At 54.3% G+C, this 24,635-nt stretch carries 22 protein-coding genes and 2 tRNA genes; 12 read left to right on the forward strand and 12 right to left on the reverse strand.

Features of this window, described 5'->3' with window-relative positions; all coding sequences use genetic code 11:
- Positions 1 to 33 precede the first annotated feature (33 nt).
- From ACVXHP_RS11870 to ascF, 3 genes are all read right to left on the reverse strand, one after another.
- Positions 34 to 285, reverse strand: coding sequence for a SymE family type I addiction module toxin (locus ACVXHP_RS11870; protein WP_200009237.1), 252 nt, complete (start codon positions 283 to 285; stop codon positions 34 to 36).
- A 171-nt stretch (positions 286 to 456) separates the two neighbouring features.
- Positions 457 to 1,881 (reverse strand): 6-phospho-beta-glucosidase, encoded by a 1,425-nt coding sequence (locus ACVXHP_RS11875; RefSeq protein WP_447571513.1) that lies wholly within the window; start codon positions 1,879 to 1,881, stop codon positions 457 to 459.
- A 22-nt stretch (positions 1,882 to 1,903) separates the two neighbouring features.
- Positions 1,904 to 3,358 carry a PTS cellobiose/arbutin/salicin transporter subunit IIBC gene (gene ascF, locus ACVXHP_RS11880; RefSeq protein WP_137371073.1) on the reverse strand — a complete coding sequence of 485 codons (1,455 nt, stop codon included), beginning with the start codon at positions 3,356 to 3,358 and terminating at the stop codon, positions 1,904 to 1,906.
- A 263-nt stretch (positions 3,359 to 3,621) separates the two neighbouring features.
- Between ascF and ACVXHP_RS11885 the strand changes: the two genes are divergently transcribed.
- The 3 genes from ACVXHP_RS11885 to hypF all read left to right on the forward strand — a co-directional run bounded on the left by ACVXHP_RS11885 (position 3,622) and on the right by hypF (position 7,698).
- A complete protein-coding gene (locus ACVXHP_RS11885; protein ID WP_447571525.1) occupies positions 3,622 to 4,635 on the forward strand; it encodes a LacI family DNA-binding transcriptional regulator in 1,014 nt (337 codons plus the stop codon).
- A gap of 145 nt (positions 4,636 to 4,780) precedes the next feature.
- Positions 4,781 to 5,326, forward strand: coding sequence for an electron transport protein HydN (gene hydN / locus ACVXHP_RS11890; protein WP_003037366.1), 546 nt, complete (start codon positions 4,781 to 4,783; stop codon positions 5,324 to 5,326).
- Positions 5,327 to 5,469: 143 nt separating this feature from the next.
- Complete coding sequence (gene hypF / locus ACVXHP_RS11895; RefSeq protein ID WP_447571514.1) at positions 5,470 to 7,698, forward strand: carbamoyltransferase HypF; 2,229 nt, start codon at positions 5,470 to 5,472, stop codon at positions 7,696 to 7,698.
- A 108-nt stretch (positions 7,699 to 7,806) separates the two neighbouring features.
- Here hypF and norW read toward each other — a convergent pair whose 3' ends face one another.
- Together norW and norV are read right to left on the reverse strand one after the other, a co-directional pair.
- Positions 7,807 to 8,940, reverse strand: coding sequence for an NADH:flavorubredoxin reductase NorW (gene norW / locus ACVXHP_RS11900; RefSeq protein WP_447571515.1), 1,134 nt, complete (start codon positions 8,938 to 8,940; stop codon positions 7,807 to 7,809).
- On the reverse strand, positions 8,937 to 10,385 hold the full coding sequence (gene norV / locus ACVXHP_RS11905; RefSeq protein ID WP_137365356.1) for an anaerobic nitric oxide reductase flavorubredoxin: 1,449 nt from the start codon (positions 10,383 to 10,385) through the stop codon (positions 8,937 to 8,939). The genes norW and norV overlap by 4 nt, the downstream gene beginning before the upstream one ends.
- Before the next feature lie 188 nt (positions 10,386 to 10,573).
- Here norV and norR point away from each other — a divergent pair, with 188 nt between their 5' ends.
- The gene (norR, locus tag ACVXHP_RS11910; RefSeq protein ID WP_200009233.1) at positions 10,574 to 12,091 is read left to right on the forward strand and encodes a nitric oxide reductase transcriptional regulator NorR; all 1,518 of its coding nucleotides are present in this window, start codon (positions 10,574 to 10,576) and stop codon (positions 12,089 to 12,091) included.
- Here norR and gutQ read toward each other — a convergent pair.
- The 7 genes from gutQ to srlA all read right to left on the reverse strand — a co-directional run bounded on the left by gutQ (position 12,088) and on the right by srlA (position 17,183).
- Positions 12,088 to 13,053: an arabinose-5-phosphate isomerase GutQ gene (gene gutQ / locus ACVXHP_RS11915; RefSeq protein WP_447571516.1), complete on the reverse strand. Its 966-nt coding sequence runs from the start codon at positions 13,051 to 13,053 to the stop codon at positions 12,088 to 12,090. The genes norR and gutQ overlap by 4 nt on opposite strands.
- Positions 13,046 to 13,819: a glucitol operon DNA-binding transcriptional repressor SrlR gene (srlR, locus tag ACVXHP_RS11920; RefSeq protein WP_006687181.1), complete on the reverse strand. Its 774-nt coding sequence runs from the start codon at positions 13,817 to 13,819 to the stop codon at positions 13,046 to 13,048. The genes gutQ and srlR overlap by 8 nt, the downstream gene beginning before the upstream one ends.
- 198 nt (positions 13,820 to 14,017) lie before the next feature.
- A complete protein-coding gene (gene gutM, locus ACVXHP_RS11925) occupies positions 14,018 to 14,377 on the reverse strand; it encodes a transcriptional regulator GutM (protein ID WP_447571517.1) in 360 nt (119 codons plus the stop codon).
- 101 nt (positions 14,378 to 14,478) lie between these two features.
- Positions 14,479 to 15,258, reverse strand: coding sequence for a sorbitol-6-phosphate dehydrogenase (srlD, locus tag ACVXHP_RS11930; protein WP_447571518.1), 780 nt, complete (start codon positions 15,256 to 15,258; stop codon positions 14,479 to 14,481).
- A 17-nt stretch (positions 15,259 to 15,275) separates the two neighbouring features.
- Entirely contained in the window at positions 15,276 to 15,638 is a 363-nt protein-coding gene (gene srlB, locus ACVXHP_RS11935; RefSeq protein ID WP_447571519.1) for a PTS glucitol/sorbitol transporter subunit IIA, read from the reverse strand.
- Positions 15,639 to 15,651: 13 nt separating this feature from the next.
- A complete protein-coding gene (srlE, locus tag ACVXHP_RS11940; protein ID WP_200009229.1) occupies positions 15,652 to 16,623 on the reverse strand; it encodes a PTS glucitol/sorbitol transporter subunit IIB in 972 nt (323 codons plus the stop codon).
- Entirely contained in the window at positions 16,620 to 17,183 is a 564-nt protein-coding gene (gene srlA, locus ACVXHP_RS11945) for a PTS glucitol/sorbitol transporter subunit IIC (protein ID WP_003825953.1), read from the reverse strand. Before srlA ends, srlE begins: the two co-directional genes overlap by 4 nt.
- Positions 17,184 to 17,448: 265 nt before the next feature.
- On the opposite strand from srlA, the gene mltB reads away from it, so the two are divergent.
- The 8 genes from mltB to ACVXHP_RS11985 all read left to right on the forward strand — a co-directional run bounded on the left by mltB (position 17,449) and on the right by ACVXHP_RS11985 (position 24,633).
- A complete protein-coding gene (gene mltB, locus ACVXHP_RS11950; RefSeq protein WP_038633043.1) occupies positions 17,449 to 18,528 on the forward strand; it encodes a lytic murein transglycosylase B in 1,080 nt (359 codons plus the stop codon).
- A 190-nt stretch (positions 18,529 to 18,718) separates the two neighbouring features.
- Positions 18,719 to 19,216 carry a nicotinamide-nucleotide amidase gene (gene pncC, locus ACVXHP_RS11955; protein WP_447571520.1) on the forward strand — a complete coding sequence of 166 codons (498 nt, stop codon included), beginning with the start codon at positions 18,719 to 18,721 and terminating at the stop codon, positions 19,214 to 19,216.
- 92 nt (positions 19,217 to 19,308) lie between these two features.
- Positions 19,309 to 20,373, forward strand: coding sequence for a recombinase RecA (gene recA / locus ACVXHP_RS11960; RefSeq protein WP_042310549.1), 1,065 nt, complete (start codon positions 19,309 to 19,311; stop codon positions 20,371 to 20,373).
- 73 nt (positions 20,374 to 20,446) lie between these two features.
- Positions 20,447 to 20,947, forward strand: coding sequence for a recombination regulator RecX (recX, locus tag ACVXHP_RS11965; RefSeq protein ID WP_085048877.1), 501 nt, complete (start codon positions 20,447 to 20,449; stop codon positions 20,945 to 20,947).
- A gap of 128 nt (positions 20,948 to 21,075) precedes the next feature.
- The gene (gene alaS / locus ACVXHP_RS11970) at positions 21,076 to 23,703 is read left to right on the forward strand and encodes an alanine--tRNA ligase (RefSeq protein WP_200009227.1); all 2,628 of its coding nucleotides are present in this window, start codon (positions 21,076 to 21,078) and stop codon (positions 23,701 to 23,703) included.
- A gap of 238 nt (positions 23,704 to 23,941) precedes the next feature.
- Positions 23,942 to 24,127: a carbon storage regulator CsrA gene (gene csrA, locus ACVXHP_RS11975; RefSeq protein WP_000906486.1), complete on the forward strand. Its 186-nt coding sequence runs from the start codon at positions 23,942 to 23,944 to the stop codon at positions 24,125 to 24,127.
- A gap of 336 nt (positions 24,128 to 24,463) precedes the next feature.
- Positions 24,464 to 24,556, forward strand: a tRNA-Ser gene (locus ACVXHP_RS11980).
- Between the two features lie 3 nt (positions 24,557 to 24,559).
- A tRNA-Arg gene (locus ACVXHP_RS11985) sits at positions 24,560 to 24,633 on the forward strand.
- Positions 24,634 to 24,635 lie beyond the last annotated feature (2 nt).

A 24,635-nucleotide genomic window follows, 5' to 3' on the forward strand; every position in this document is an offset into this window, starting at 1 on the left:
CGGATGCCCGTGGCATCCGGCCTGTTTTGAGCCTCACACTCTCTGTTCTTCCGTTGCCTGCTCAATAATTAACTTCCCCTGCATCACCGAAACATTCACTGCCGTCCCGGTAGGGAATCCCGCTTGTTCCAGCCAGTCGCCGTTCAGCGTTAGCGAGGCATGCTGACTGATACGGAGCGTGAAACCCGTGTTACGATCTTCATGGCGTTTTCTGACATAGCCCACTTTCAAACGGCGTACGGGTTTGGTGATAACCACTGCTGTTGTGCCATTTTCATCAGACATGAACGCTTCCTTGTGGTGAACGGATAAAAGTAAAAACTACTGAATAAAATGCCAGTAAAAATGCACAAGGGCAAACCGGAAACTGGAAGGAAGATTCCACATTTGGAATGCAATTCATGAAATGAAAATACGTGATCTGCCGGAGGATTACAGACCCCTCCGGCTGCGGGATTACGCCAGATCGCCCCCGTTACTGGCGATCACTTTTTTGTACCACCAGAATGATTTTTTGCGGGTACGCGCCAGCGTGCCTTGGCCCGCATCGTCCCGGTCCACATACACAAAACCGTAACGCTTGCTCATCTCGCCGGTTGAGGCGGAAACCAGATCGATACAACCCCAGGTGGTGTACCCCATCAGCGGCACACCATCCTCAATGGCGTCAGCCATGGCGCGGATGTGTTCGCGTAAATAGCGAATGCGATAGTCGTCATTGATCTCGCCGTTGGCATCCATTTCATCTTTCGCCCCCAGCCCGTTTTCCACCAGAAACAGCGGCTTCTGATAACGGTCATACATCATATTCATGGTGATGCGCAGGCCAAGCGGATCGATACCCCAGCCCCATTCGCTGGCGGCAATGTACGGATTACGCAGTGATTTCACTACGTTGGCTGCGCTGGTGTTGCCGGTGTTCATGTCAGCGGAGGCGCAGCGCGAGGCGTAATAGCTAAACGAGACGAAATCGACGGTGTTCTTCAGGATGTCGTCATCTTCCGCGGCTTTGTCTATCACCACGCCCTTTTCGCGAAACACACGGGCGGAGTAGGCGGGATAAGCCCCGCGCGCCTGCACATCAATAAAGAACAGGTTTTCGCGGTCTTTTTCCAGCGCGGTCCACACATCTTCTGGTTTACAGGAATAAGGATAGAAATTACCGCCCGCCAGCATGCAGCCGACCTGGTTTTGCGGATTAATTTCATGGGCGATTTTCGTCGCCAGGGCACTGGCAATCAGTTCGTGGTGGGCGGACTGATATTTCACCTGATCCTGATTTTCACCCTCTTCAAACACCAGCCCGGCCCCCGAAAAAGGGCTGTGCAGCATGATGTTGATTTCGTTGAACGTTAGCCAGTACTTCACCAGACCGTCAAAGGCCTCAAAGCAGGTACGGGCGTAACGGGTAAAGAACTCCACCATTTTGCGGTTGCGCCAGGAGCCGTACTCGGTAACCAGGTGCATTGGCACATCGAAGTGACATAGCGTGACTAACGGCTCAATAGCGTATTTTTTACACTCGGCAAAAACGGCCCGGTAAAAAGCGAGACCTTCTTCATTAGGCACCAGTTCGTCGCCATTAGGGTAGAGACGACTCCAGGCTATTGAGGTGCGAAAAACCGTAAACCCCATTTCCGCCATCAGCGCGATATCTTCTTTATAGCGATGATAAAAGTCGATCGCCTGATGGCTGGGATAAAATTCATCATCCTGAAGCGTAAAGCGCTTCTCCTGACCCAGTTTAACGGGCATCCGGTGTTCGCCATGGGGGATCATATCGACGGTGGTCAGCCCTTTGCCGCCTTCCCGGTATGCCCCTTCAGACTGGTTGGCGGCCAGTGCGCCGCCCCATAAAAATCCTTGCGGAAAAACAGACATAGTTAACCTCAGTTCATGCCAGTCAAATGCTGGCTCCATTGATATTGCCCGGTTGTGCGGCCTGATTTTTTCTGGCCTGCGCGGCAGCATCTTCGACAGGAATATCTTCAAAGCCGAGAATCAGTGTTAATACAAAGGAAAGCACGACCGCCAGCGCCATCACGCCAAACACCCAGACAATGGTCATTGGATTAGCCGGATCGAAAAACTGGACGCTGGTGAACAGGCCAGGGGCCGCCATGGAGTGGCTCGCCAGTCCTGCCATGCCGGCCACGGCGCCGCAGATAAAGCCGCTGATTAAGCTCGCAATCAGTGGGCGTTTCAGACGGATCGCCACGCCGTACAGTGCGGGTTCGGAAATACCGGCCATGATGGCTGACGCGGCGGCCGCTAAGGCCGTCTGACGCAGTTCCGGGTTTTTGGTTTTCCATGCCACCGCCAGCGATGAACCGCCCAGCGACAGATTGGCGCCGATTTCAGAGGGCATCACCATGCCTTCTTTACCGGTTTCGGCAATGGTCTGGATGATGGTGGGTGTAAATACGCGGTGCATACCCGTCATCACCAACAGCGGCCACAATGCGCCCATAATGGCGACAGACAGCCAGCCGAGATAGCCGTGAATGGTATAGACCAGCGCTGAAATTGCGCTACCGATCCAGATACCTATCGGGCCGATTAAAACGATCGCGAGCGGGGCGGCGATCAGCACGATCAGCATCGGTTTGAGGAAGTTTTTGGTCACGGCCGGCGTGATACGATCCACCCAACGTTCGATGTATGACAGACACCAGGTCATGACCAGTGCCGGGATCACCGTGTAGGTATATTTGACCGCCGTCACCGGGATCAGTGCGAACTCAACATGTTCACCCTGCGCGGCTTTTGCCATCAGATCGATAAAGCTGGGATGGACCAGCACACCCGCAATGGCGATGGCCAGTGACATGTTGGTTTTGAATTTAATGGCTGCCGAAGCGGCGACCATCAGCGGCAGGAAGAAGAATGCGCCGTCGCCGATAACGGTCAAAATGGTGAGTGTGGACGATCCTTTCACCAGTACGCCGGTCATTTCCAGAACCATTGCCAGCAGCTTGAGCATTGATCCACCGATAATTGCCGGGATCAGCGGTGACATCGTGCCGATCAGCGCATCGAGGATCCCCGCGCCAATCCGTTTCAGCGTCAGCCGGGGTTTGGTTTGCGGCTCAGCAGGCTGCATGTTGGCAGGTAGCAGGCTGACAACTTCACGATACGCCTGCGAAACGGTGTTACCGATGATCACCTGACACTGATTATCGTTACGTACTACGCCCAGCACGCCAGGGAGCGTTTTCAGCGTTGCGCTATCGACCTGCGCATCATCTTTGATAACGAAACGCAAACGGGTCATGCAGTGAGTCACTGCTGTGATGTTGTCGACGCCTCCCAGAGCCGTCACAACGGAGCGCGCCAGCGCTGCATAATTCTTGGACATCGGATTTAATCCTGTTTTATCAGTAGGGTACGTTATGTTTTATCCGTTTGCGTTGGTCGCGTTTCTGAGTTGATGAAACTCAGATAGGAAACCGGTTCCACAAAATCATGTTTAATTTATGTGCTTTGAACAAGATTTAATTTTCATTGTTTTTATAATTGTGATGATGATCACCAGATATCAGGCGCTGTGTTTTAGCAGCAAGGACAGCGGCGAAACGGTGCAGTACACTGCGTCACATTAAGAGAAAAGGGATGAGTACTATGACCACGATGCTGGAGGTAGCGAAGCGGGCCGGCGTGTCGAAAGCGACGGTTTCCCGGGTGCTTTCCGGGAATGGTTACGTTAGCCAGGAGACTAAAGACCGCGTGTTTCAGGCCATTGAAGAGAGTGGTTACCGCCCTAATTTACTGGCGCGCAGCCTGGCAGCGAAGACCACGCAGACGCTGGGTCTGGTGGTGACCAATACCCTTTATCATGGTGTCTATTTCAGCGAGCTGCTGTTTCACACCGCGCGGATGGCGGAGGATAAGGGGCGGCAGTTGTTGCTGGCTGATGGTAAGCACAGCGCAGAGGAAGAGCGCCAGGCGATCCAGTACTTACTCGACCTGCGCTGTGACGCGATTATGATCTATCCGCGTTTTCTCAGCGTGGATGAAATAGACGAGATCATTGATGCTCACACCCAGCCGATTATGGTGCTTAATCGACGGCTGCGTAAAAACAGTAGCCACAGCGTCTGGTGCGATCAAAAACAAACCAGCTTTAACGCCGTTGCGCAGTTGATTGCCGCCGGGCACCAGGAGATTGGTTTTATTACCGGCTCGATGGATTCACCCACCGGCGTGGAACGACTCTCAGGCTATAAAGACGCGCTGGCTGCGCATGGCATCCCAGTGAATAACGATTTGATTGTCAATGGAAGGTGGACGCCGGCCTGCGGTGCGGCGGGGGTTGATACGCTGTTTTCACGCAAGGTCAATTTTACCGCACTGGTAGCCAGCAATGACGATATGGCGATAGGTGCGATGAAGCAGTTGCATGAGCAGGGTGTCCGCGTGCCTGCACAAGTGTCGGTGATTGGCTTCGATGATATCGCCCTCGCGCCATACACTATTCCGGCGCTTTCCAGCGTCAAAATTCCGGTGACGGAAATGATCCAGGAAACGATTGGCCGCCTGATATTTATGCTGGGTGACGGGGCATTTACACCGCCAAAAATCTTCACCGGGGAACTCATTCAGCGCGACTCTGTTGCGCCGTTCGTTTCGCGCTGACGGCTGTCATTTGTCATCGTCACTAGTGACGATGACATACCATTCTCGCATCCATTAAAATAAAAAACCTTTAATAACAGTATATTAAAATTTGGCACGATTCGTGAATGCTTCGGCAGATAATCTGTCATTGCTGGAGAAATTGATGAACCGTTTCATCATTGCAGACGCCAATAAATGCATTGGTTGCCGTACCTGTGAAGTGGCCTGCGTGGTATCCCATCAGGATAACCAGGACTGCGCATCGCTGACCCCTGAAACCTTTTTACCCCGCATTCACGTCATCAAAGGCGTTAACGTCTCCACGGCGACGCTGTGCCGCCAGTGTGAAGACGCGCCGTGCGCTAACGTCTGTCCGAACGGTGCGATCAGCCGTGATAAAGGCTTTGTCCACGTGATGCAGGAACGCTGCATTGGCTGTAAAACCTGCGTGGTGGCGTGTCCTTATGGTGCAATGGAAGTTGTTGTGCGTCCGGTTGTGCGTAACAGCGGCGCGGGCCTGAACGTTCGTGCAGAAAAAGCCGAAGCCAACAAGTGCGACCTGTGCCACCACCGTGAAGCGGGTCCTGCCTGTATGGAAGTCTGCCCGACTCACGCGCTGATTTATGTGGATCGCAATAAGCTTGAGCAGCTGAGCGCTGAAAAACGCCGTCGCGCGGCGCTGGACTCCACCGCATCTTTGCTGTTCTGATCGCTAAAAATCCGCGTAAAATACGGTAGTACTTATGCCGGATGACGGCTTCGCCTTATCCGGCCTACTGTTCGCATCCACGTAGGCCTGATAAGCGTAGCGCCATCCGGCAAACCGGGATAGATGACTGCGGGAAGGACATAATGACAATCAACAACCACTCCGGCGTACAGCTGCGTATTCGCGGCAAGGTACAGGGCGTCGGGTTTCGCCCCTTCGTCTGGCAACTGGCGCAGCGCCTGCAACTGCATGGCGACGTGTGCAACGACGGGGACGGTGTGGTGGTGCGTTTGCAGGAAGATCCGGCGGAGTTTATTGCTCAGTTGAATCAACATTGCCCGCCGCTGGCGCGCATTGATAGCATTGAGAGCGAACCATTCGCCTGGACGCAGCAGCCTGCCGATTTCTCGATTCGCCAAAGTGCTGGCGGTACGATGAATACGCAAATTGTCCCGGACGCCGCGACCTGCCCCGAATGCCTTGTTGAAATGAACACCCCCGGCGAACGTCGCTATCGCTACCCCTTTATCAACTGTACTCATTGTGGCCCGCGTTTTACGATTATCCGCGCCATGCCCTACGACCGTCCGTTTACCGTGATGGCGTCCTTCCCTCTCTGTGCGCAATGCGATACAGAGTATCGCGATCCCTATGACCGTCGCTTTCACGCCCAACCTGTTGCCTGCCCGCAATGTGGCCCACATCTTGAGTGGCTAAGCGCGGGTGAGCGAGCGGAAAAAGAAGAGGCGCTGCAGGCGGCGGTGGCGTTGCTAAAAGCGGGCGGCATTGTCGCTGTGAAAGGTATTGGCGGTTTTCATCTGGTCTGCGATGCGCGAAATGATGACGCAGTGGCGCTGCTCCGCTTGCGTAAACATCGACCGGCTAAACCGTTGGCGGTGATGTTGCCTGCTGACGACGGACTGCCTGAAGCCGCACGTCGTTTGTTAACCACCCCTGCCGCGCCAATCGTGCTGGTGCAAAAACACTGTGTAACGGCATTGAGCGAGGGAATTGCGCCAGGGTTAACGGAAGTTGGCGTCATGCTGCCAGCGAATCCGTTGCAGCATCTCCTGTTACAAGAGATGAATTGCCCGCTGGTAATGACCTCCGGCAACCTCAGCGGCAGACCGCCAGCGATTACCAACGCGCAGGCGCTGGAAGATTTACGCGAGATTGCCGACGGTTTCCTGCTGCATAACCGTGAAATTGTGCAGCGCATGGATGACTCCGTGGTGCGTGAAAGCGGGGAAATGCTGCGTCGCTCGCGAGGTTACGTGCCGGATGCGGTCGCGTTGCCGCCGGGTTTTCGTGACGTGCCGCCGATGCTGTGTTTAGGTGCGGATCTAAAAAATACCTTCTGCCTGGTGCGTGGCGAACAGGCGGTTATCAGCCAGCATTTGGGCGATCTCAGCGATGACGGCATTCAGCAGCAGTGGCGTGATGCGCTGCGCCTGATCCAGAATATTTATGACTTTACGCCACAGCGTATCGTGCATGACGCGCACCCCGGCTATGTTTCCAGCCAGTGGGCCAGTGAGATGAATCTGCCGACCGAAACGGTGCTGCACCACCATGCGCATGCCGCTGCGTGTATGGCCGAGCACGGCTGGCCGCTGGACGGTGGCGACGTGATTGCTCTGACGGTAGACGGTATCGGTATGGGGGAAAACGGCGCGCTGTGGGGCGGAGAGTGTTTGCGGGTCAACTATCGTGAATGCGAACACCTCGGCGGCTTACCCGCGGTCGCGCTGGCGGGCGGCGATCTGGCGGCAAAACAGCCGTGGCGTAACCTGCTCGCGCAGTGTCTGCGTTTTGTCCCTGACTGGCAGCGATTCCCGGAAACATCGGCGCTGCAACAGCAAAACTGGGGCGTGCTGGCACGCGCCATTGAGCGGGGGATCAATGCGCCGCTGGCGTCATCGTGCGGACGGCTTTTTGATGCCGTTGCCGCCGCGCTCCAGTGCGCACCGACTTCGCTGAGCTATGAAGGCGAGGCCGCCTGCGCGCTGGAGGCGCTGGCATCGCAATGTGAAGGCATTGAGCATCCGGTAACAATCCCCTTGCAAGGTAATGAACTTGACCTGGCTGTTTTTTGGCAGCAATGGCTGAACTGGCAGGGCGCGCCTGCAGCAAGAGCGTGGGCGTTTCATGATGCGCTGGCGTGTGGGTTTGCCACGCTGATGCGTGAGCAGGCCGACGCGCGTGGCGTTAAGACGTTAGTTTTCAGCGGCGGCGTGATGCATAACCGTTTGTTGTCATCGCGGCTGGCATTTTATCTGGCTGATTTTACCTTACTGTTCCCGCAGCGTTTACCGGCGGGCGACGGGGGATTATCGCTGGGGCAGGGCGTGATTGCCGCGGCGCGGGCGTAAGCGGAAGGGTAAGATGCCGGATGGCGGCTGCGCCTTATCCGGCCTACAAATAGATGCTTGCTCGTAGGCCGGATAAGGCGCGGAGCGCCGCCATCCGGCATCACAAACTTACATGGGCAACGTTTTCAGCAGCGTAAAGGCCTCTTTCATACGGTCTTCACTGACGACAAACGCACATAGCTGGCCTTCGTCGTTCATTCCTCTGGCCACCATACCTTGCGCTTCAGCAGCAATATGCCAGTTCAGATCGCGACGCTGGGTTTCCCCCGCCAGATGCAATGGCAGTTCCGGCGTTTTAACTTTTACCAGCATGGCAGGCAGCTTCAGCGGAGCATTGCCGCCGAGCAGGTTTTTCGCCAGATACATGGCGCTCAGTTGAATCGGCTGCAGGAACGGCAGGACCTGACCATTAATTTCCGCACAGTCGCCGAGCGCATAAATGTCCGGGTGGCTGGTTTGCAGATAGCTGTCGACGCAGACGCCACGATTGATGTTCAATCCGGCGCGACGCGCCAGCGCTGTTTCCGCGCGCAGACCGGTGGCGGCGATCACCGTATCGACTTCTACGCTGCGGCTGCGATCGAGCGTGGCGCGAATACCCGATTCAGTTTTTTCCAGACCCTGAAGCTGCGATTTCAGTAGCAGATGCACACCCATATCGGTCAGACGATGCTGTAAGCGACTGCTGACTTCCGGTGGCATCAGCGAGGCCAGAATGCTGGCGGCGTTGTCGATAAGCGTTACCGCTTTACCGGCACGGCAGAAATCCATCGCCAGCTCACTGCCAATCAAACCACCGCCGACAATGAGTACCCGCTGGGCATCACGCAGTTGGGTTTCACAGGCGCGGTATTCTTGTTGGCTGTTCAATGTGAGCATTAACTCACGCCCGGTAACAGGAGGCACAAAGGCTGAAGCCCCCGTCGCCAGCACCAGCTTGTCGTACTGCCACTGTTGGTCCTGACTTTTCACGATGTGGGTATCGGCATCGATGTCGGTCACCCAGGTGTAGGGGAACAGGCGCAAGTTAAACTGTTCGGCAAACTCCCCCGCCGACTGGCGGGTGAGGTCGTCTGCACGCTGTGCCTGACTGATAACGTGGCTGAGATCGGGCTTGTTGTACTCATCCATGCTGTCAGCGGCAATCAGGGTCAACGGAACAGTTGCATCCTGCTTACGGATATTTTTGACTAACTGGCGGGCGGCGAAGCCCGAACCAATAATGACAATTCCGTGGCTCATTTTGCCTCCGTTGCCAGTACGTCGAAGACGTCTTTACCTAATGAACATTCCGGGCACAGGAAGTTATCCGGCACGTCGCTCCATGGGGTACCTGGCGCGACATCCTGCAACGGTTCACCTTTTGCTGGATCGTAAATCCACTGACACACGCTGCACTGCATGCTTGGGCCAAGGTCAGCGGCAGCCGCAGCGGCACAGGCGCACTCTTCTTCTTTGGTTGCCGCTTTCACCACCGTTTCCGGCAGCGGAGCAAGCGCCCACTGACGTGCAATTTCACGACCATGCTGACGACACAGTTCCAGCGCATCCAGATCCGGACGCCATTTCGCCTTCAGGCTCAGCGACATCTCAAAACCCGCATCCTGTAAGCGGGTGGACAGGCGGTCTACTGCGCCGCCGCTCCAGCCGTGAGAACCAAAGGCGCTGGCGCGTTTGTTACGAAAACGCAGGCCGGTCATCTCTTCCACCAGTCCGGCGATTTTCGGCATCATCACGTTGTTCATGGTGGAGGTACCGACCAGCACGCCTTTAGAGCGGAAGACGTTGGTCAGGACTTCGTTTTTGTCGCTACGGGCGACGTTAAAGATTTTCACCGCCACGTTCGGGTCAACTTCGTTGATGCCCTGAGCAATGGCGTCCGCCATCATGCGGGTGTTGTTGGACATGGTGTCGTAGAAGATGGTGATGCGGTCTTCCTGATAATCGGCCGCCCATTTCAGGTACAGCTCAACGATCTGCGTTGGGTTTTCGCGCCATACCACGCCGTGGGAGGTGGCAATCATATCGACCGGCAGATTGAAGCCGAGGATTTCAGTGATTTTCGGCGTGACCAGACGGCTGAACGGGGTCAGGATGTTGGCATAGTAGCGTTGGCATTGTTCGAACAGTTCGGTCTGGTCAACTTCGTCGTTGAACAGGCGTTCGTCGCAGTAGTGCTGGCCGAAGGCGTCGTTACTGAACAGTACCGCATCGCCGGTCATGTAGGTCATCATGCTGTCAGGCCAGTGTAGCATCGGCGTTTCAACAAAGATCAGCTGTTTGCCGTTGCCGATGTCCAGAGAATCACCGGTTTTCACCACGTTGAAGTTCCACTCCGGATGATGGTGGTGGCCGGTGATGGAATCAATCGCGTTAGCGGTGCAGTAGATTGGCGTGTCCGGGATACAGGACATCAGTTCGGTCAGCGCCCCAGCGTGGTCTTCTTCCGCGTGGTTAATGATGATGTAGTCGATATCCGCGAGGTCGATTTCGCTGCGCAGGTTCTGTACGAATTCACGGCTAAACTTGTGGTCTACTGTATCGATCAGCACGTTTTTTTCTTCACGGATGAGATAGCTGTTGTAGCTGCTGCCGCGCAGCGTTTTGTATTCAGTGCCGTGGAAATCGCGCACTTCCCAGTCACGTTGGCCAACCCAATGAATGTTATTTTTAACCAGAATAGACATAGCAACCTCAATTAATTCAGCGTTTTTCTAAAAAAGATGTTTTGCTTATTGCAGGTTGTGTGCCAACTTTTTAATCATTTGATTTTTAATGGTTTATTATTTATTGCCTATAAGGTGGTAGTCAAAATGACTGTTTATTTCATTGTCAATATGACAATATTAATTGTCAAAATGACAATGAGGTTGCCATGAGCTTTTCAGTAGATGTGCTGGCGGGTATCGCCATCGAATTACAAAGCGGTATCGGACATCAGGACCGTTTTCAGCGGCTGATCACGACTTTGCGCCAGGTGCTGGAGTGCGACGCATCGGCACTGCTGCGCTACGAGTCACGACAGTTTATCCCGCTGGCTATCGATGGCCTGGCGCAGGATGTGTTGGGCCGCCGTTTCACGCTGGAGGGACATCCGCGGCTGGAGGCGATTGCCCGCGCCGGGGACGTGGTACGTTTTCCTGCCGACAGCGATCTGCCCGATCCTTATGACGGGTTAATCCCGGGTCAGGAGAGCCTGAAGGTGCATGCCTGCATCGGGTTGCCGCTGTTTGCCGGACAAAACCTGATTGGCGCGTTAACGCTGGATGGTATGGAGCCCGATCAGTTCGATGTCTTCAGCGATGAAGAGCTTAGGCTGATCTCTGCCCTGGCGGCGGGGGCGCTGAGTAATGCGTTGCTGATTGAACAACTGGAAAGCCAGAATATGCTGCCGGGTTCGTCGACGGCCTTCGAGCAGGTGACGGAAACGCAGATGATTGGTCTGTCGCCCAATATGATGCAGTTGAAAAAAGAGATTGAGATTGTTGCCGGGTCCGATCTCAACGTATTAATCAGCGGCGAAACCGGGACCGGGAAGGAGCTGGTAGCCAAAGCGATTCATGAAGGTTCGCCGCGTGCGGTAAATCCGCTGGTGTATCTCAACTGCGCGGCGTTGCCCGAAAGCGTGGCGGAAAGCGAACTTTTTGGTCACGTAAAAGGGGCTTTTACCGGGGCTATCAGTAATCGTAGCGGTAAGTTTGAAATGGCGGATAACGGCACGCTGTTTCTCGACGAGATTGGTGAGCTATCGCTGGCGCTGCAGGCCAAGCTGCTGCGCGTATTGCAGTATGGCGATATTCAGCGTGTGGGGGACGATCGCAGCCTGCGCGTTGACGTGCGCGTACTGGCGGCGACCAATCGTGATTTACGAGAAGAGGTGCTGGCCGGGAATTTCCGCGCCGACCTGTTCCATCGTCTGAGCGTTTTTCCGCTTTCGGTGCCGCCCCTGCGTGAGCGCGGTGAAGATGTGGTACTGCTGGCGGGCTATTTTTGCGAGCAATGTCGGCTGCGGCTGGGACTTTCCCGCGTAGTGTTAAGCCCGGGTGCGCGTAACCATCTGCTGAACTACGGCTGGCCTGGAAACGTGCGTGAACTGGAGCATGCCATTCACCGGGCAGTCGTTCTGGCAAGGGCAACCAGAGCCGGGGATGAAGTGGTACTGGAGGCGCAGCATTTTGCTTTGCAGGATGAAAGCCCTGTACCGCAGCCGGACGTCGTGGCAGAGATCCCGCAACATCACAATTTGCGTGAGGCCACGGAGACATTTCAGCGGGAGATGATCCGCCGGGCATTGGCGCAAAATAATCACAATTGGGCGGCAAGTGCGCGGGCGCTGGAAACAGACGTCGCCAACCTGCACCGGCTGGCGAAACGCCTGGGGTTGAAGGATTAGATGATACCGGCCTGATAGAAATCCTGCAGGTTGATAGCGCCGGTGAGTTTACCGTTTTCATCTACCACCGGTGCGGCAGTGATTTTGCGCTTCATCAGGATCTCTTTGGCGTCAATCGCGCGGCTCTGCGCCTGTAGCGTAATACCATTATGGGTCATAGCTTCGCTAACCTGCGTGGTGAGCGCGCCGCCGCTAACCAGCCAGCGGCGCAGGTCGCCGTCGGTAAAGACGCCTTTCACCAGCGATGCGTCGTCACAAACTGCCACCAGACCAAGGCCCGTGCGGCTGAGTTCCAGCATCGCGTCCATAACGCTGGTGGTGAGCTTCACCTGCGGAATAGCATCGTCACGACGCATCAGGTGATGCACTTTATTTAACAGACGAGCGCCCAGCGCACCGGCCGGATGCGAGCGGGCAAAATCTTCTTCGTTAAAGCCGCGCGCCTGCATCACGGTGATTGCCAGCGCGTCGCCCATCATCAGCGTGTTCACGGTGCTGGAGGTCGGCGCCAGGCGCATCGGGCAGGCTTCACGTTCAACAGAAATATCCAGCACGGCTTTGGCCGCCAGACCCAGCGGCGAGGTCGGTTTTCCGGTCATTGCCAGCAGGGCGACGGATTTGTCTTCCAGGCGCGGAATGATGAGATCCAGCTCTTTCGCGCCGCCGGAGTAAGAGATAAACAGCATCACATCGCGGCTTTCAATCATCCCTAAGTCGCCGTGCAGGGCTTCAGCGGGATGCACAAAAAAGGCTGGGGTGCCGGTACTGGCGAGGGTCGCAGCAATTTTTTTACCAATATGGCCTGATTTGCCAATCCCGGAGACAATGACTTTGCCTTCACAGTGGATGATCGTATTGGCGGCGCGGACAAAATCATCGCCCAGTCGCTCTGGCAGTCGGCTGGCTTCCTGTAGTTCCAGCATTAACGTCTGACGGCCCGCGTTCAGTAGTGCATCACTCATTGGTTTCTCCGGTTATGATTACTTCAATCCCTTTTGCTTCCAGCGCCTGACGAAATGCAGGGTCGATACCCGCATCGGTTATCAGCTTGTCGACGCTTTCCAGACTGCACACAACGTTAGGGCTTTTACGCCCAAATTTTGAGGAGTCGGCCATCAGAATCACTTCGCGAGCGGCATTGCACATCGCTTTACTGACGCTAAACACCTCATTAAAGGTGGTCACGCCGGCATTGAGGTCAATGCCGTCGGTACCCATGAAGAGTTTATCAAAGCTGAACTGCTCAAAGGCGTTTTCTGCCAACTGACCGTGAAATGACGCAGATTTTTTGCGAAAGGTCCCGCCTGGCATCAGGATGGTTTGCTCGTTGTCCAGCTCAGAAAGAGCATTAACAATGTGCAGACTGTTGGTCATGACGGTGATGTTGCTAAAGCGGGTAAGCATCGGCACCATCTGCAATACGGTGCTGCCCGCATCCAGAATGATGGAATCACCATCATGGATATAACGGACGGCGGCTTCGGCGATCTGCTCTTTTTTATGCGTGTTAATTAGGGTTTTGTGATCGATGGGCGGGTCGGATTCGTCTTTGTTCAACACTACGCCGCCATAGGTACGAATAACGGTTCCGGCATTTTCCAGAATGACCAGATCTTTGCGAATGGTTGTGCCGGTCGTGTCAAAGTAGTGGGCCAGTTCTTCAACCGAGCATTTTCCCTGCTTTTGCAGGTGCTCCAGTATGGCAGCCTGACGCTGACGAGGTTTCATAGGCGTGATTACCCTGACTTATATATTTACCCGTCATACTTCAAGCTGCATGTGCGTTGGCTTTCCTCGCTCACCCCAGTCACGTACTTATGTACGCTCCTGGGAATTCGCTGCGTCGCCGCCTTCCTGCAACTCGAATTATTTAGGGTATAGGTTGCAAAATGATAATTTCGCAAGCTATTAGCATTCACAACGAAATTATCCATGTTTCAGTTTAAGCGCCAATGATAGTGCATTCTGCGATAGTGGATCATGGGGAAAGATCACATCAGGCTGTAAATCATCAAGATGTTTGCCCATTATCGTGGCAATTTTTTCTGGTCTGGCGAATACGGTAAGACCTTTCATAAATAACGTATCGGTAACCCGCTGTTGCTCATCAAGCGCGATGGCGACGACCACGCGCGGTTTAAACCGTCCGCCGGAACGACCCACGCCAACCCGGCCCCGCTGGCAGAGTTTGTCAAACGCCTGGTTAAAGCGGGATATCTGCCAGCCGCCGAGCGCCAGTTGCAGGCACCAGGCGATAGCGGCGACGGTAATCAGTGCGGAAACCATAATGCGCTCCTTTGATTTAGCCGGATGGCGGCTGCGCCCAATCCGGCCTACATAATATTCGTAGGCCCGGTACGCGCAGCGCCACCGGGCAATCATATCTCTTAGAACATCACCTGACCGCCGGTGACGTTAATCGATTGTCCGGTGCAGTAAGACGCTTTCGAACTGGCATAAAACAGCAGCATGTTCAGCACGTCCTGATAATCGCAGCCGCGCTTGAGCGGAACCTTATCAATGTAATACTGCTCTACTTCATCCGGCTTGAGGCCCAACTTGGTCGCATATTGCGGCAATAATGACTGGAACATCGGTGATTTCAACAGGTTGCCGAGCATCAGCGAATGGACGGTAATACCGTATTCCGCCAGATCCAGCGCCAGCGATTGGGTTAAACCCACGCCGCCAAATTTTGCCGCGCTGTAGCCCGAATTGTGTTTACTGCCTACTTTCCCTGATTTGGAGTTGATCTGGATAATGCGTCCCTGAACGCCATCGCGGATCATCAGGCGCGAGAATTCACGGGCGCAGAGGAAGTAACCGACCAAATTCACCTGCAACGAGCGGTCGAAATCCCCAAGCTGAAAGTCGCTGATAAACGCGGCTTTAGCGATACCTGCGCTGTAAACCAGCAGGTCGACGCGACCGAATATTTCATCCACTCCGCGTGACAGTGCCAGTACGCTCTGTTCGCTGGTGGCATCAGCACCAAAACCGTACGCTGTGCCTTCGCCAAACTCGGCGTTAATCTCCTGCGCGACGATGGCGGCTTTATCGCTTTGAATATCCACCACCGCGACGCGGTATCCTTCTGTCGCAAGCCCACGGCAAAGGAATGCCCCCAGGGTCTGGCCTCCACCAATGACAACGGCAACCTGATTCATCTTTTTCTCCTTTAATCTTAAGCAACAAACTTCAAAATACAGCCCGGTGCGATATCGTCCGGTACGGGGCCCGCCACGTGGACGGTGCCTGGGAATTCCGCTTCGCTGAGTCCGTCAAAACGTAGGGTGATATGCCCCAGTTCACGTAAGTTATGTTCCGCCACGCTGCCAACGGCGGTGACCGGGTAGTGATGCTGGCCTAGCTCAAACTGGAGCCCAGCTTGCAAAGCGCCATTCAGCTCTCCGTGGCAATGGATGAAGCAAAACTCTTCGATATCCGCTGGCGCACCTTCACGAAAGGTGATCAACATTTGGTCGCAGAGTGCGTCCGGGGCGCTCTGGCCGATACGGGTGATGGTGGTTTGATAAATCACGGTCATTTTTGAGTGCCTCTTATTGGTAAATAAAGCCGGAAACAAACCAGGCGATGAGTACGGTAGGCGCGCCGGTCAGGAAGCGGCTTACCAGTACGGATGGCACGCCGACGCGGACCGTGTCCTGACGCGCTTCGGCCAGTGATAATCCCACCGGAATAAAATCGCATGCCGCTTGCGCATTAATGGCAAACAGGGCCGGTAGCGCGAGATGCGCAGGAATGTTCCCCAAGCCAATCTGTACGCCGATCAACACCCCGATAACTTGAGCGATGACCGCTCCAGGGCCGAGGAAAGGCGACAGCAGCGGGAAAGAGCAAATCAGCGCCAGCGTCACCAGTCCCAGCGGGTGGCTGGCGAGCGGTGCGAGACCGTGGGCTATCCAGTCTCCCAGACCAGAAGCCATGATGATGCCGATCAGCGCCGAGACGAACGCCATAAACGGTAGAATGGTTTTCAGAACGGTATCGATAGTGTCGCGACCGGCCTGGAACAGGACAGCAACGGCCGATCCCATGCCCATCCCGACTTTTGCCAACAGACCATCGCTTTGTTCAGTAATCTTTTTACTGGTGTCGTACTCGCGACCAATCGTGCTGCTTGCAGGCGTTGGCGCAACGGATGCTTCGCCGACCACGGTAATGTTTTCTTCTTTCACGCCAGAGACATAGATATCTTCGACAATGTACTGCGCCAGCGGACCGGATTTCCCCGTGGCGTGAATATTTACCGTGGGTATGCGACGTTTGGGATAGATCCCACAGCGCAGCGTGCCGCCGCAGTCGATGATTGCCACGCCAATTTCATTCTCTGGCGGTTCGCCCTCTTTAAAACCATCAACGGCCTGCCAACCGGTCAGGTTCGCCAGTTTGTCGACAATCGCAGGGCGAGTCCCGGCAGTGATATAGACAATTTTCTTGCCCGGTACGGCATCCAGTTCAAGCGGGCCGCCCCAGCCGCCGGTGCCTTTTTCAATACGAATACGCGTCATGATGTTGCTCCCGCCAGATGAACTTTCTGCTCAAGTTGAATACCCATTTTTTTCTCGAAAATGGCGGTGGTGAAATCGGTCACCCAGCCGCGGAAGAAGTTGGTCACCAGGCCGACCAGCAAATAGCTCACCGCCAGCGGGCCAAGCGGAAGCCCCAGCGTCGTCAGGCCGCTGGCGATCCCCAGATAGACAAACAGCTCGCCGGGGTTGATGTGCGGGAATAAGCCGTTCATGGAATGGCAGCTATAAGAGGCCGCAGCGTAGTAGCTGGGTTTGTACTTTTCTGGCATAAAGCGGCCCAGGCTCAGCGTCATCGGATTACAAAACACAAATGTGCCGATGCACGGCAGCAGCAGATAGCGGGACAGTGGGTTTCCGGCGCAGCGCTGGGCAAAACGTTCAATACGCTGCTGGCCGATAAAGTTAATCAGCGCATTCATGATGACCAGCAGGCTAATCAGCAGGGGAAGAATACCGGTCACCATGCCGGTAAACACCTCTCCGCCTTTCTGGAACAGCCCGATAAACCACTCAGCACCGAGTGTGATGGTGTCGATCATTATTCTCTCCTGTAGGGGTTTTTAGTTACCTTGCCAAACGGTAGTTAATTTTAATCAGATCGAAAGGTTTAAAAGTGTTATTTTGATCTCAAAATGAAAGATAAATATTTTAATTTGAAAGTTATTGCGTAAGTGCTCGCAAATGTGACGGTCGGAAGTGCAAGCGGGGGGAAATTCTGTGAAGCAGAGCGACTACTGCTTCCTTGTATGGCGGAGGATGCTTTACCATACTTCTCCCAGGCTGAATTTGTTTAATGGATGTCTCATGTTCAAGCGTCGTTATGTAGCGTTACTTCCCCTTTTCGTATTGCTTGCTGCCTGTAGCAGCAAACCTAAACCTTCAGAGACTCAAACGACTACGGGTACGCCTTCCGGCGGCTTCCTGCTTGAGCCACAGCACAATGTCATGCTAACGGGCGGCGATTTTGCCAATAACCCGAACGCGCAACAGTTCATCGAGAAGATGGTGAACAAGCACGGCTTTGACCGTCAGCAGTTGCAGGAGATCCTGTCGCAGGCCAAGCGGCTGGACTCGGTATTACGTCTGATGGACCGTCAGGCGCCGACGACTCAACCCCCAGCCGGACCTAACGGCGCGTGGCTGCGTTATCGCAAGCAGTTCATCACACCAGACAACGTGCAAAACGGCGTGGCCTTTTGGAATCAATATGAAGATGCCCTGAACCGTGCGTGGCAGGTCTACGGCGTGCCACCGGAAATCATCGTCGGTATTATTGGCGTGGAGACGCGCTGGGGCCGCGTGATGGGTAAAACGCGAATTCTGGATGCGCTGGCGACGCTGTCCTTTAACTATCCTCGTCGTGCGGAATACTTCTCTGGCGAACTGGAAACGTTCCTGTTGATGGCACGAGATGAAAGCGATGATCCGCTCGATTTGAAAGGTTCCTTCGCCGGTGCGATGGGCTACGGCCAGTTTATGCCGTCTTCCTATAAAGAATATGCGGTCGATTTCAATGGCGATGGGCACATTAATCTGTGGGATCCGGTCGATGCCATCGGTAGCGTGGCGAACTATTTTAAAGGCCACGGCTGGGTGAAAGGCGATACGGTCGCGGTGCCGGCGAATGGTCAGGCGCCTGGGCTGGCGAACGGCTTTAAAACCCAGTACAGCATTTCACAGCTTGCCGCCGCGGGACTGACGCCGCAGCAGTCGTTGGGGAATCATCAGCAGGCCAGCCTGCTGCGCCTGGACATTGGCACCGGTTATCAGTACTGGTACGGACTGCCGAACTTCTACACGATCACCCGCTACAACCACAGTACGCATTATGCGATGGCCGTGTGGCAATTGGGTCAGGCGGTCGCGCTGGCGCGCGTACAGTAATCGCGCCCCGGCCTACCGGAAGATATCGCTGGTAGGCCGGATAAGATGCTCTGACATCGCCATCCGGCAGGTCTTATTTATGCAACGGATCAATTTTTGGAATCCCCCTCGTAAAACGTTCTCCCCATCCCCACATTGGTTGTGAAAGTGCTATCTTGTCCGGCATATTTTTTAACTGACAGAGGCTGAAATGACCGACAGTGAACTGATGCAGTTAAGCGAGCAGGTTGGCCTGGCGCTGAAAGCGCGTGGGGCGACCGTTACGACGGCAGAATCCTGCACCGGCGGCTGGGTGGCCAAAGCCATTACGGATATTGCTGGCAGCTCCGCCTGGTTTGAACGCGGGTTTGTGACCTACAGTAACGAAGCCAAAGCGCAGATGATCGGCGTGCGCGAAGAGACGCTGGCCCAGCATGGCGCGGTGAGTGAGCCTGTTGTCGTGGAAATGGCGATTGGCGCGTTAAAAGCGGCCCGCGCGCATTTTGCGATCTCGATCAGCGGCATTGCGGGGCCGGATGGCGGCAGTGAGGAAAAGCCTGTAGGTACGGTGTGGTTTGCCTTTGCCAGCGCAAGCGGCGAGGGCGTGACGCGCAGGGAATGCTTCAGCGGCGATCGCGATGCGATACGTCGGCAGGCGACTGCCTATGCGTTACAAACCCTGTGGCAACAATTTCTACAAAATACTTGATACTGTATGAGCATACAGTATAATTGCCTCAACAGAACATTATCTTTCACGTTTCGCGGTTTACCCCGAAAGCGGCATGACAGGAGTAATTAATGGCTATCGACGAAAACAAACAGAAAGCGTTGGCGGCAGCGCTGGGTCAGATCGAAAAGCAATTCGGTAAAGGCTCCATCATGCGCCTGGGTGAAGACCGTTCCATGGATGTGGAAACCATCTCCACCGGTTCGCTTTCTCTGGATATCGCATTGGGCGCAGGCGGTTTGCCAATGGGCCGTATCGTCGAAATCTACGGGCCTGAATCCTCCGGTAAAACGACGCTGACTCTGCAGGTTATTGCCGCCGCACAGCGCGAAGGTAAAACCTGTGCGTTCATCGATGCGGAACACGCGCTGGATCCCGTCTATGCCCGTAAGCTTGGCGTTGATATCGACAACCTGCTGTGTTCCCAGCCGGATACCGGTGAACAAGCGCTGGAAATTTGTGATGCGCTGGCGCGTTCCGGCGCGGTTGACGTTATCGTTGTCGACTCCGTGGCGGCGCTGACGCCGAAAGCGGAAATCGAAGGCGAGATTGGCGACTCTCACATGGGCCTTGCGGCGCGTATGATGAGCCAGGCGATGCGTAAGCTGGCCGGTAACCTGAAGCAGTCCAACACGCTGCTGATTTTCATCAACCAGATCCGTATGAAAATTGGCGTTATGTTCGGTAACCCGGAAACCACTACCGGTGGTAACGCGCTGAAATTCTATGCCTCCGTTCGCCTGGACATTCGTCGTATCGGCGCAGTGAAAGAGGGCGACAACGTGGTCGGTAGCGAAACCCGCGTTAAGGTCGTGAAGAATAAAATTGCCGCGCCGTTTAAACAGGCTGAATTCCAGATTCTGTACGGTGAAGGAATCAACTTCTATGGCGAACTGGTTGATCTGGGCGTGAAAGAGAAGCTGATTGAAAAAGCCGGTGCATGGTACAGCTATAACGGTGAGAAAATCGGTCAGGGTAAAGCGAATGCGACCAACTGGCTGAAAGAAAACCCGGCAACCGCAAAAGAGATTGAGAAGAAATTGCGCGAGTTACTGCTCAATAACCAGGATTCAACGCCAGATTTCTCCGTTGATGACGGTGGTGCAGACGTAGCAGAAACGAACGAAGATTTCTGATAATCTGTTTTACATCGCATAATAGTAAGGGGCTGCATATCATGCAGCCCTTTTGCATTTCTGAAGGTTCACTATGACAGATGCAACTTCCCGCCGATCCGCTTATTCCCGACTGCTCGACCGCGCCGTGCGTATTCTGGCAATGCGCGATCACAGCGAGCAGGAACTACGGCGTAAACTGGCCGCGCCGGTGATGGGCAAACAAGGGCCGGAAGACATTGATGCTTCCCCGGAAGATTACGACAAGGTCATTGCCTGGTGCATTGAAAGTCATTATCTGGATGATGACCGCTTCGTTCAGCAGTTTATTGCCAGCCGTAGCCGCAAAGGTTATGGACCCGCGCGCGTGCGGCAGGAACTCAGCCAGAAAGGGATCTCGCGTGAGGCTATCGAGCGGGCGATGCGCGAGTGTGAAATTGACTGGGCAGTCCTTGCGCGCGAGCAGGCAATCCGTAAATACGGTGAACCTTTACCAGTCGATTTTTCAGATAAGGTAAAGGTCCAGCGTTTTTTGCTCTATCGCGGCTATCTGATGGAAGATATTCAGGCAATATGGCGAAATTTTGACGATTGAGCGCATACGGGATTTTACTTCCCAGTAAAGAAAACTTATCTTATTCCCACTTTTCGATTGCCAGAGGCGCAGTTTACGTGTCGATGCTGGTAATGACATTTCGTTAGCTTGATTTCTTCAGGATAATTATGAGCAAGAGCACCGCTGAGATCCGTCAGGCGTTTCTCGATTTTTTCCATAGTAAAGGACATCAGGTAGTTGCCAGCAGCTCCCTGGTACCAAACAATGACCCTACTTTGTTGTTTACCAACGCCGGGATGAACCAGTTCAAGGATGTTTTCCTTGGCCTCGACAAGCGTAATTATTCCCGCGCAACTACCTCGCAGCGTTGCGTACGTGCGGGTGGTAAGCACAACGACCTGGAAAACGTCGGTTACACTGCACGTCACCACACTTTCTTCGAAATGCTGGGCAACTTCAGCTTCGGCGATTATTTCAAACACGATGCCATTCAATACGCGTGGGAACTGCTGACCGGTGAAAACTGGTTTGCCCTGCCAAAAGAACGTCTGTGGGTCACCGTCTATGAAACTGACGATGAAGCCTATGAAATCTGGGAAAAAGAAGTCGGTATTCCGCGCGAACGTATCATCCGCATTGGTGATAACAAAGGCGCGGCCTATGCATCCGACAACTTCTGGCAGATGGGTGATACCGGTCCTTGCGGTCCGTGCACCGAAATTTTTTACGACCACGGCGACCATATTTGGGGCGGCCCTCCGGGAAGCGCAGAAGAAGATGGCGATCGCTACATTGAGATCTGGAACATCGTCTTCATGCAGTTCAACCGTCAGGCTGACGGCACCATGGAACCGCTGCCGAAACCGTCCGTGGATACCGGTATGGGTCTGGAGCGTATTGCGGCCGTGCTGCAACACGTTAACTCCAACTATGAAATTGACCTGTTCCGCTCACTGATTGAATCCGTAGCGAAAGTTACCGGCGCGACCGATCTGAGCAATAAATCGCTGCGCGTTATCGCCGACCATATCCGTTCCTGTGCATTCCTGATTGCCGATGGCGTTGTCCCGTCGAATGAAAACCGTGGCTATGTGCTGCGCCGTATCATTCGCCGTGCGGTACGTCATGGCAACATGCTGGGCGCGAAGGATACCTTCTTCTACAAGCTGGTTGGTCCGCTGGTGGAAGTCATGGGATCTGCTGGTGAAGAACTGAAGCGTCAACAGGCCATGGTTGAACAGGTTCTGAAAACCGAAGAAGAACAGTTCGCGCGTACGCTGGAGCGTGGTCTGGCACTGTTGGACGAAGAACTGGCAAAACTGACCGGCGATACGCTGGATGGCGAAACTGCCTTCCGTCTGTATGACACCTACGGCTTCCCGGTTGACCTGACGGCAGACGTTTGCCGCGAGCGCAACATCAAGGTTGACGAAGCGGGCTTTGAAGCCGCAATGGAAGAACAGCGTCGTCGTGCGCGTGAAGCCAGCGGCTTTGGCGCAGACTACAATGCGATGATTCGCGTTGATGGCGCTTCAGAATTTAAAGGCTATGAGCATCTTGAGCTGAACGGCAAAGTGACTGCGTTGTTTGTCGATGGTAAAGCGGTAGAGGCCATTAACGCTGGTCAGGATGCTGTTGTTGTACTGGATCAGACGCCGTTCTATGCGGAATCTGGTGGTCAGGTTGGCGACAAGGGCGAACTGAAAGGTGCGGGCTTTGCGTTTGTCGTGAGCGACACGCAAAAATATGGCCAGGCGATTGGTCATATCGGCAAACTGTCTGCGGGTTCTCTGAAAATTGGCGATGCAGTGCAGGCTGATGTGGATGAAGCTCGTCGTGCACGTATCCGTTTGAATCACTCCGCAACGCACCTGATGCACGCGGCGCTGCGCCAGGTACTGGGCACGCATGTGGCACAGAAAGGTTCACTGGTTAACGATAAAGTGCTGCGCTTCGACTTCTCTCATACCGAAGCCATGAAGCCTGCTGAAATCCGTGCCGTTGAAGATCTGGTGAATGCGCAAATTCGCCGTAACCTGCCGATTGAAACGAACATCATGGATCTCGACGCGGCGAAAGCCAAAGGCGCAATGGCGCTGTTTGGCGAGAAATATGATGACCATGTGCGTGTTCTGAGCATGGGCGATTTCTCTACCGAACTGTGTGGCGGTACTCACGCCAGCCGTACGGGTGATATCGGTCTGTTCCGCATTGTGTCTGAGTCAGGTACTGCGGCGGGCGTTCGTCGTATCGAAGCTGTAACCGGTGAAGGCGCTATCCAAACTGTTCATGCTGAGAGCGATCGCTTAAGCGATATCGCGCAACTGCTGAAAGGCGATAGCCAGAATATCGGTGATAAAGTGCGTTCAGTGCTGGAACGTACGCGTCAACTCGAAAAAGAATTGCAGCAATTGAAGGAACAGGCTGCGGCGCAGGAGAGTGCAAATCTCTCCAGCAAAGCGGTTGATATCAACGGCGTGAAGCTGCTGGTCAGTGAACTCGCGGACGTTGAGCCGAAAATGTTGCGTACCATGGTTGATGATCTGAAAAATCAACTGGGGTCTACCGTTATCGTTCTGGCAACGGTAGTTGAAGGTAAGGTTTCTCTGATTGCTGGTGTGTCTAAGGATGTGACAGACCGTGTGAAAGCAGGGGAGCTGGTTGGTATGGTCGCTCAGCAGGTAGGCGGTAAGGGTGGCGGTCGTCCGGACATGGCGCAAGCCGGTGGTACGGATGCAGCGGCTCTGCCTGCAGCGTTAGCCAGTGTGAAAGGCTGGGTCAGCGCAAAACTGTAATAACTATAAGCGTAAGTCGACGCTGCGGGCTTCAATCCGCAGCGTTTGCATCAACGCTATCGACAACGATAAAGTCAGGTTGAAGTTGTGTATATCGGCTAAACTTAGGTTTAACAGAATGTGATGCCGTGACTGCTTACACTTAGGTGTTTGTCATCGCTTACTTTTTGGCGTTATATGATGGATAATGCCGGGATACAGAGAGACCCGACTCTTTTAATCTTTCAAGGAGCAAAGAATGCTGATTCTGACTCGTCGAGTTGGTGAGACCCTCATGATAGGCGATGAGGTCACCGTGACAGTTTTAGGGGTGAAGGGCAACCAGGTACGCATTGGCGTAAACGCCCCGAAAGAAGTTTCTGTCCATCGTGAAGAGATCTACCAGCGTATCCAGGCTGAAAAATCCCAGCAGTCCAGTTACTAAGGTTTTCGCGTCTCACCTTTCTGGTGAGGCGCAACCTGATTGAGTTGTCCTCTTTCTTCGCTTTTCTGCTTCACTCTCTCGTTTTCTCGTTTCCCATACGCATATTGCCGTTCCCGGCGAATTTTCTGTTTGTACATTGCCGGCAGGAAACTGCCAATTTATCTGTTGATAAAACACTCTTTTTGCCGTTTTTGCAGACTAATTGCGCGTGAAATGTGCAAACGATAAAAGCTCTGGAAAAATTGTTTGACTTATAAGTCCCAGAAAGTAATATGTGCGCCACGCAGCGACGATGAGCAGAAACAAGTTCTTCGAAGCACTCGCAAGAGGCGTGTTGGTGAGGTGGCCGAGAGGCTGAAGGCGCTCCCCTGCTAAGGGAGTATGCGGTCAAAAGCTGCATCCGGGGTTCGAATCCCCGCCTCACCGCCATTTGCATCCGTAGCTCAGCTGGATAGAGTACTCGGCTACGAACCGAGCGGTCGGAGGTTCGAATCCTCCCGGATGCACC

The organism is Citrobacter freundii complex sp. 2025EL-00176 (assembly GCF_053309355.1).

Excerpts from the sequence above, each read along its gene's own strand:
- ACVXHP_RS11870 (WP_200009237.1), bottom strand. The coding sequence starts at position 285 with ATGTCTGATGAAAATGGCACAACAGCAGTGGTTATCACCAAACCCGTA.
- ACVXHP_RS11875 (WP_447571513.1), bottom strand. The coding sequence starts at position 1,881 with ATGTCTGTTTTTCCGCAAGGATTTTTATGGGGCGGCGCACTGGCCGCC.
- ascF (WP_137371073.1), bottom strand. The coding sequence starts at position 3,358 with ATGTCCAAGAATTATGCAGCGCTGGCGCGCTCCGTTGTGACGGCTCTG.
- ACVXHP_RS11885 (WP_447571525.1), top strand. The coding sequence starts at position 3,622 with ATGACCACGATGCTGGAGGTAGCGAAGCGGGCCGGCGTGTCGAAAGCG.
- hydN (WP_003037366.1), top strand. The coding sequence starts at position 4,781 with ATGAACCGTTTCATCATTGCAGACGCCAATAAATGCATTGGTTGCCGT.
- hypF (WP_447571514.1), top strand. The coding sequence starts at position 5,470 with ATGACAATCAACAACCACTCCGGCGTACAGCTGCGTATTCGCGGCAAG.
- norW (WP_447571515.1), bottom strand. The coding sequence starts at position 8,940 with ATGAGCCACGGAATTGTCATTATTGGTTCGGGCTTCGCCGCCCGCCAG.
- norV (WP_137365356.1), bottom strand. The coding sequence starts at position 10,385 with ATGTCTATTCTGGTTAAAAATAACATTCATTGGGTTGGCCAACGTGAC.
- norR (WP_200009233.1), top strand. The coding sequence starts at position 10,574 with ATGAGCTTTTCAGTAGATGTGCTGGCGGGTATCGCCATCGAATTACAA.
- gutQ (WP_447571516.1), bottom strand. The coding sequence starts at position 13,053 with ATGAGTGATGCACTACTGAACGCGGGCCGTCAGACGTTAATGCTGGAA.
- srlR (WP_006687181.1), bottom strand. The coding sequence starts at position 13,819 with ATGAAACCTCGTCAGCGTCAGGCTGCCATACTGGAGCACCTGCAAAAG.
- gutM (WP_447571517.1), bottom strand. The coding sequence starts at position 14,377 with ATGGTTTCCGCACTGATTACCGTCGCCGCTATCGCCTGGTGCCTGCAA.
- srlD (WP_447571518.1), bottom strand. The coding sequence starts at position 15,258 with ATGAATCAGGTTGCCGTTGTCATTGGTGGAGGCCAGACCCTGGGGGCA.
- srlB (WP_447571519.1), bottom strand. The coding sequence starts at position 15,638 with ATGACCGTGATTTATCAAACCACCATCACCCGTATCGGCCAGAGCGCC.
- srlE (WP_200009229.1), bottom strand. The coding sequence starts at position 16,623 with ATGACGCGTATTCGTATTGAAAAAGGCACCGGCGGCTGGGGCGGCCCG.
- srlA (WP_003825953.1), bottom strand. The coding sequence starts at position 17,183 with ATGATCGACACCATCACACTCGGTGCTGAGTGGTTTATCGGGCTGTTC.
- mltB (WP_038633043.1), top strand. The coding sequence starts at position 17,449 with ATGTTCAAGCGTCGTTATGTAGCGTTACTTCCCCTTTTCGTATTGCTT.
- pncC (WP_447571520.1), top strand. The coding sequence starts at position 18,719 with ATGACCGACAGTGAACTGATGCAGTTAAGCGAGCAGGTTGGCCTGGCG.
- recA (WP_042310549.1), top strand. The coding sequence starts at position 19,309 with ATGGCTATCGACGAAAACAAACAGAAAGCGTTGGCGGCAGCGCTGGGT.
- recX (WP_085048877.1), top strand. The coding sequence starts at position 20,447 with ATGACAGATGCAACTTCCCGCCGATCCGCTTATTCCCGACTGCTCGAC.
- alaS (WP_200009227.1), top strand. The coding sequence starts at position 21,076 with ATGAGCAAGAGCACCGCTGAGATCCGTCAGGCGTTTCTCGATTTTTTC.
- csrA (WP_000906486.1), top strand. The coding sequence starts at position 23,942 with ATGCTGATTCTGACTCGTCGAGTTGGTGAGACCCTCATGATAGGCGAT.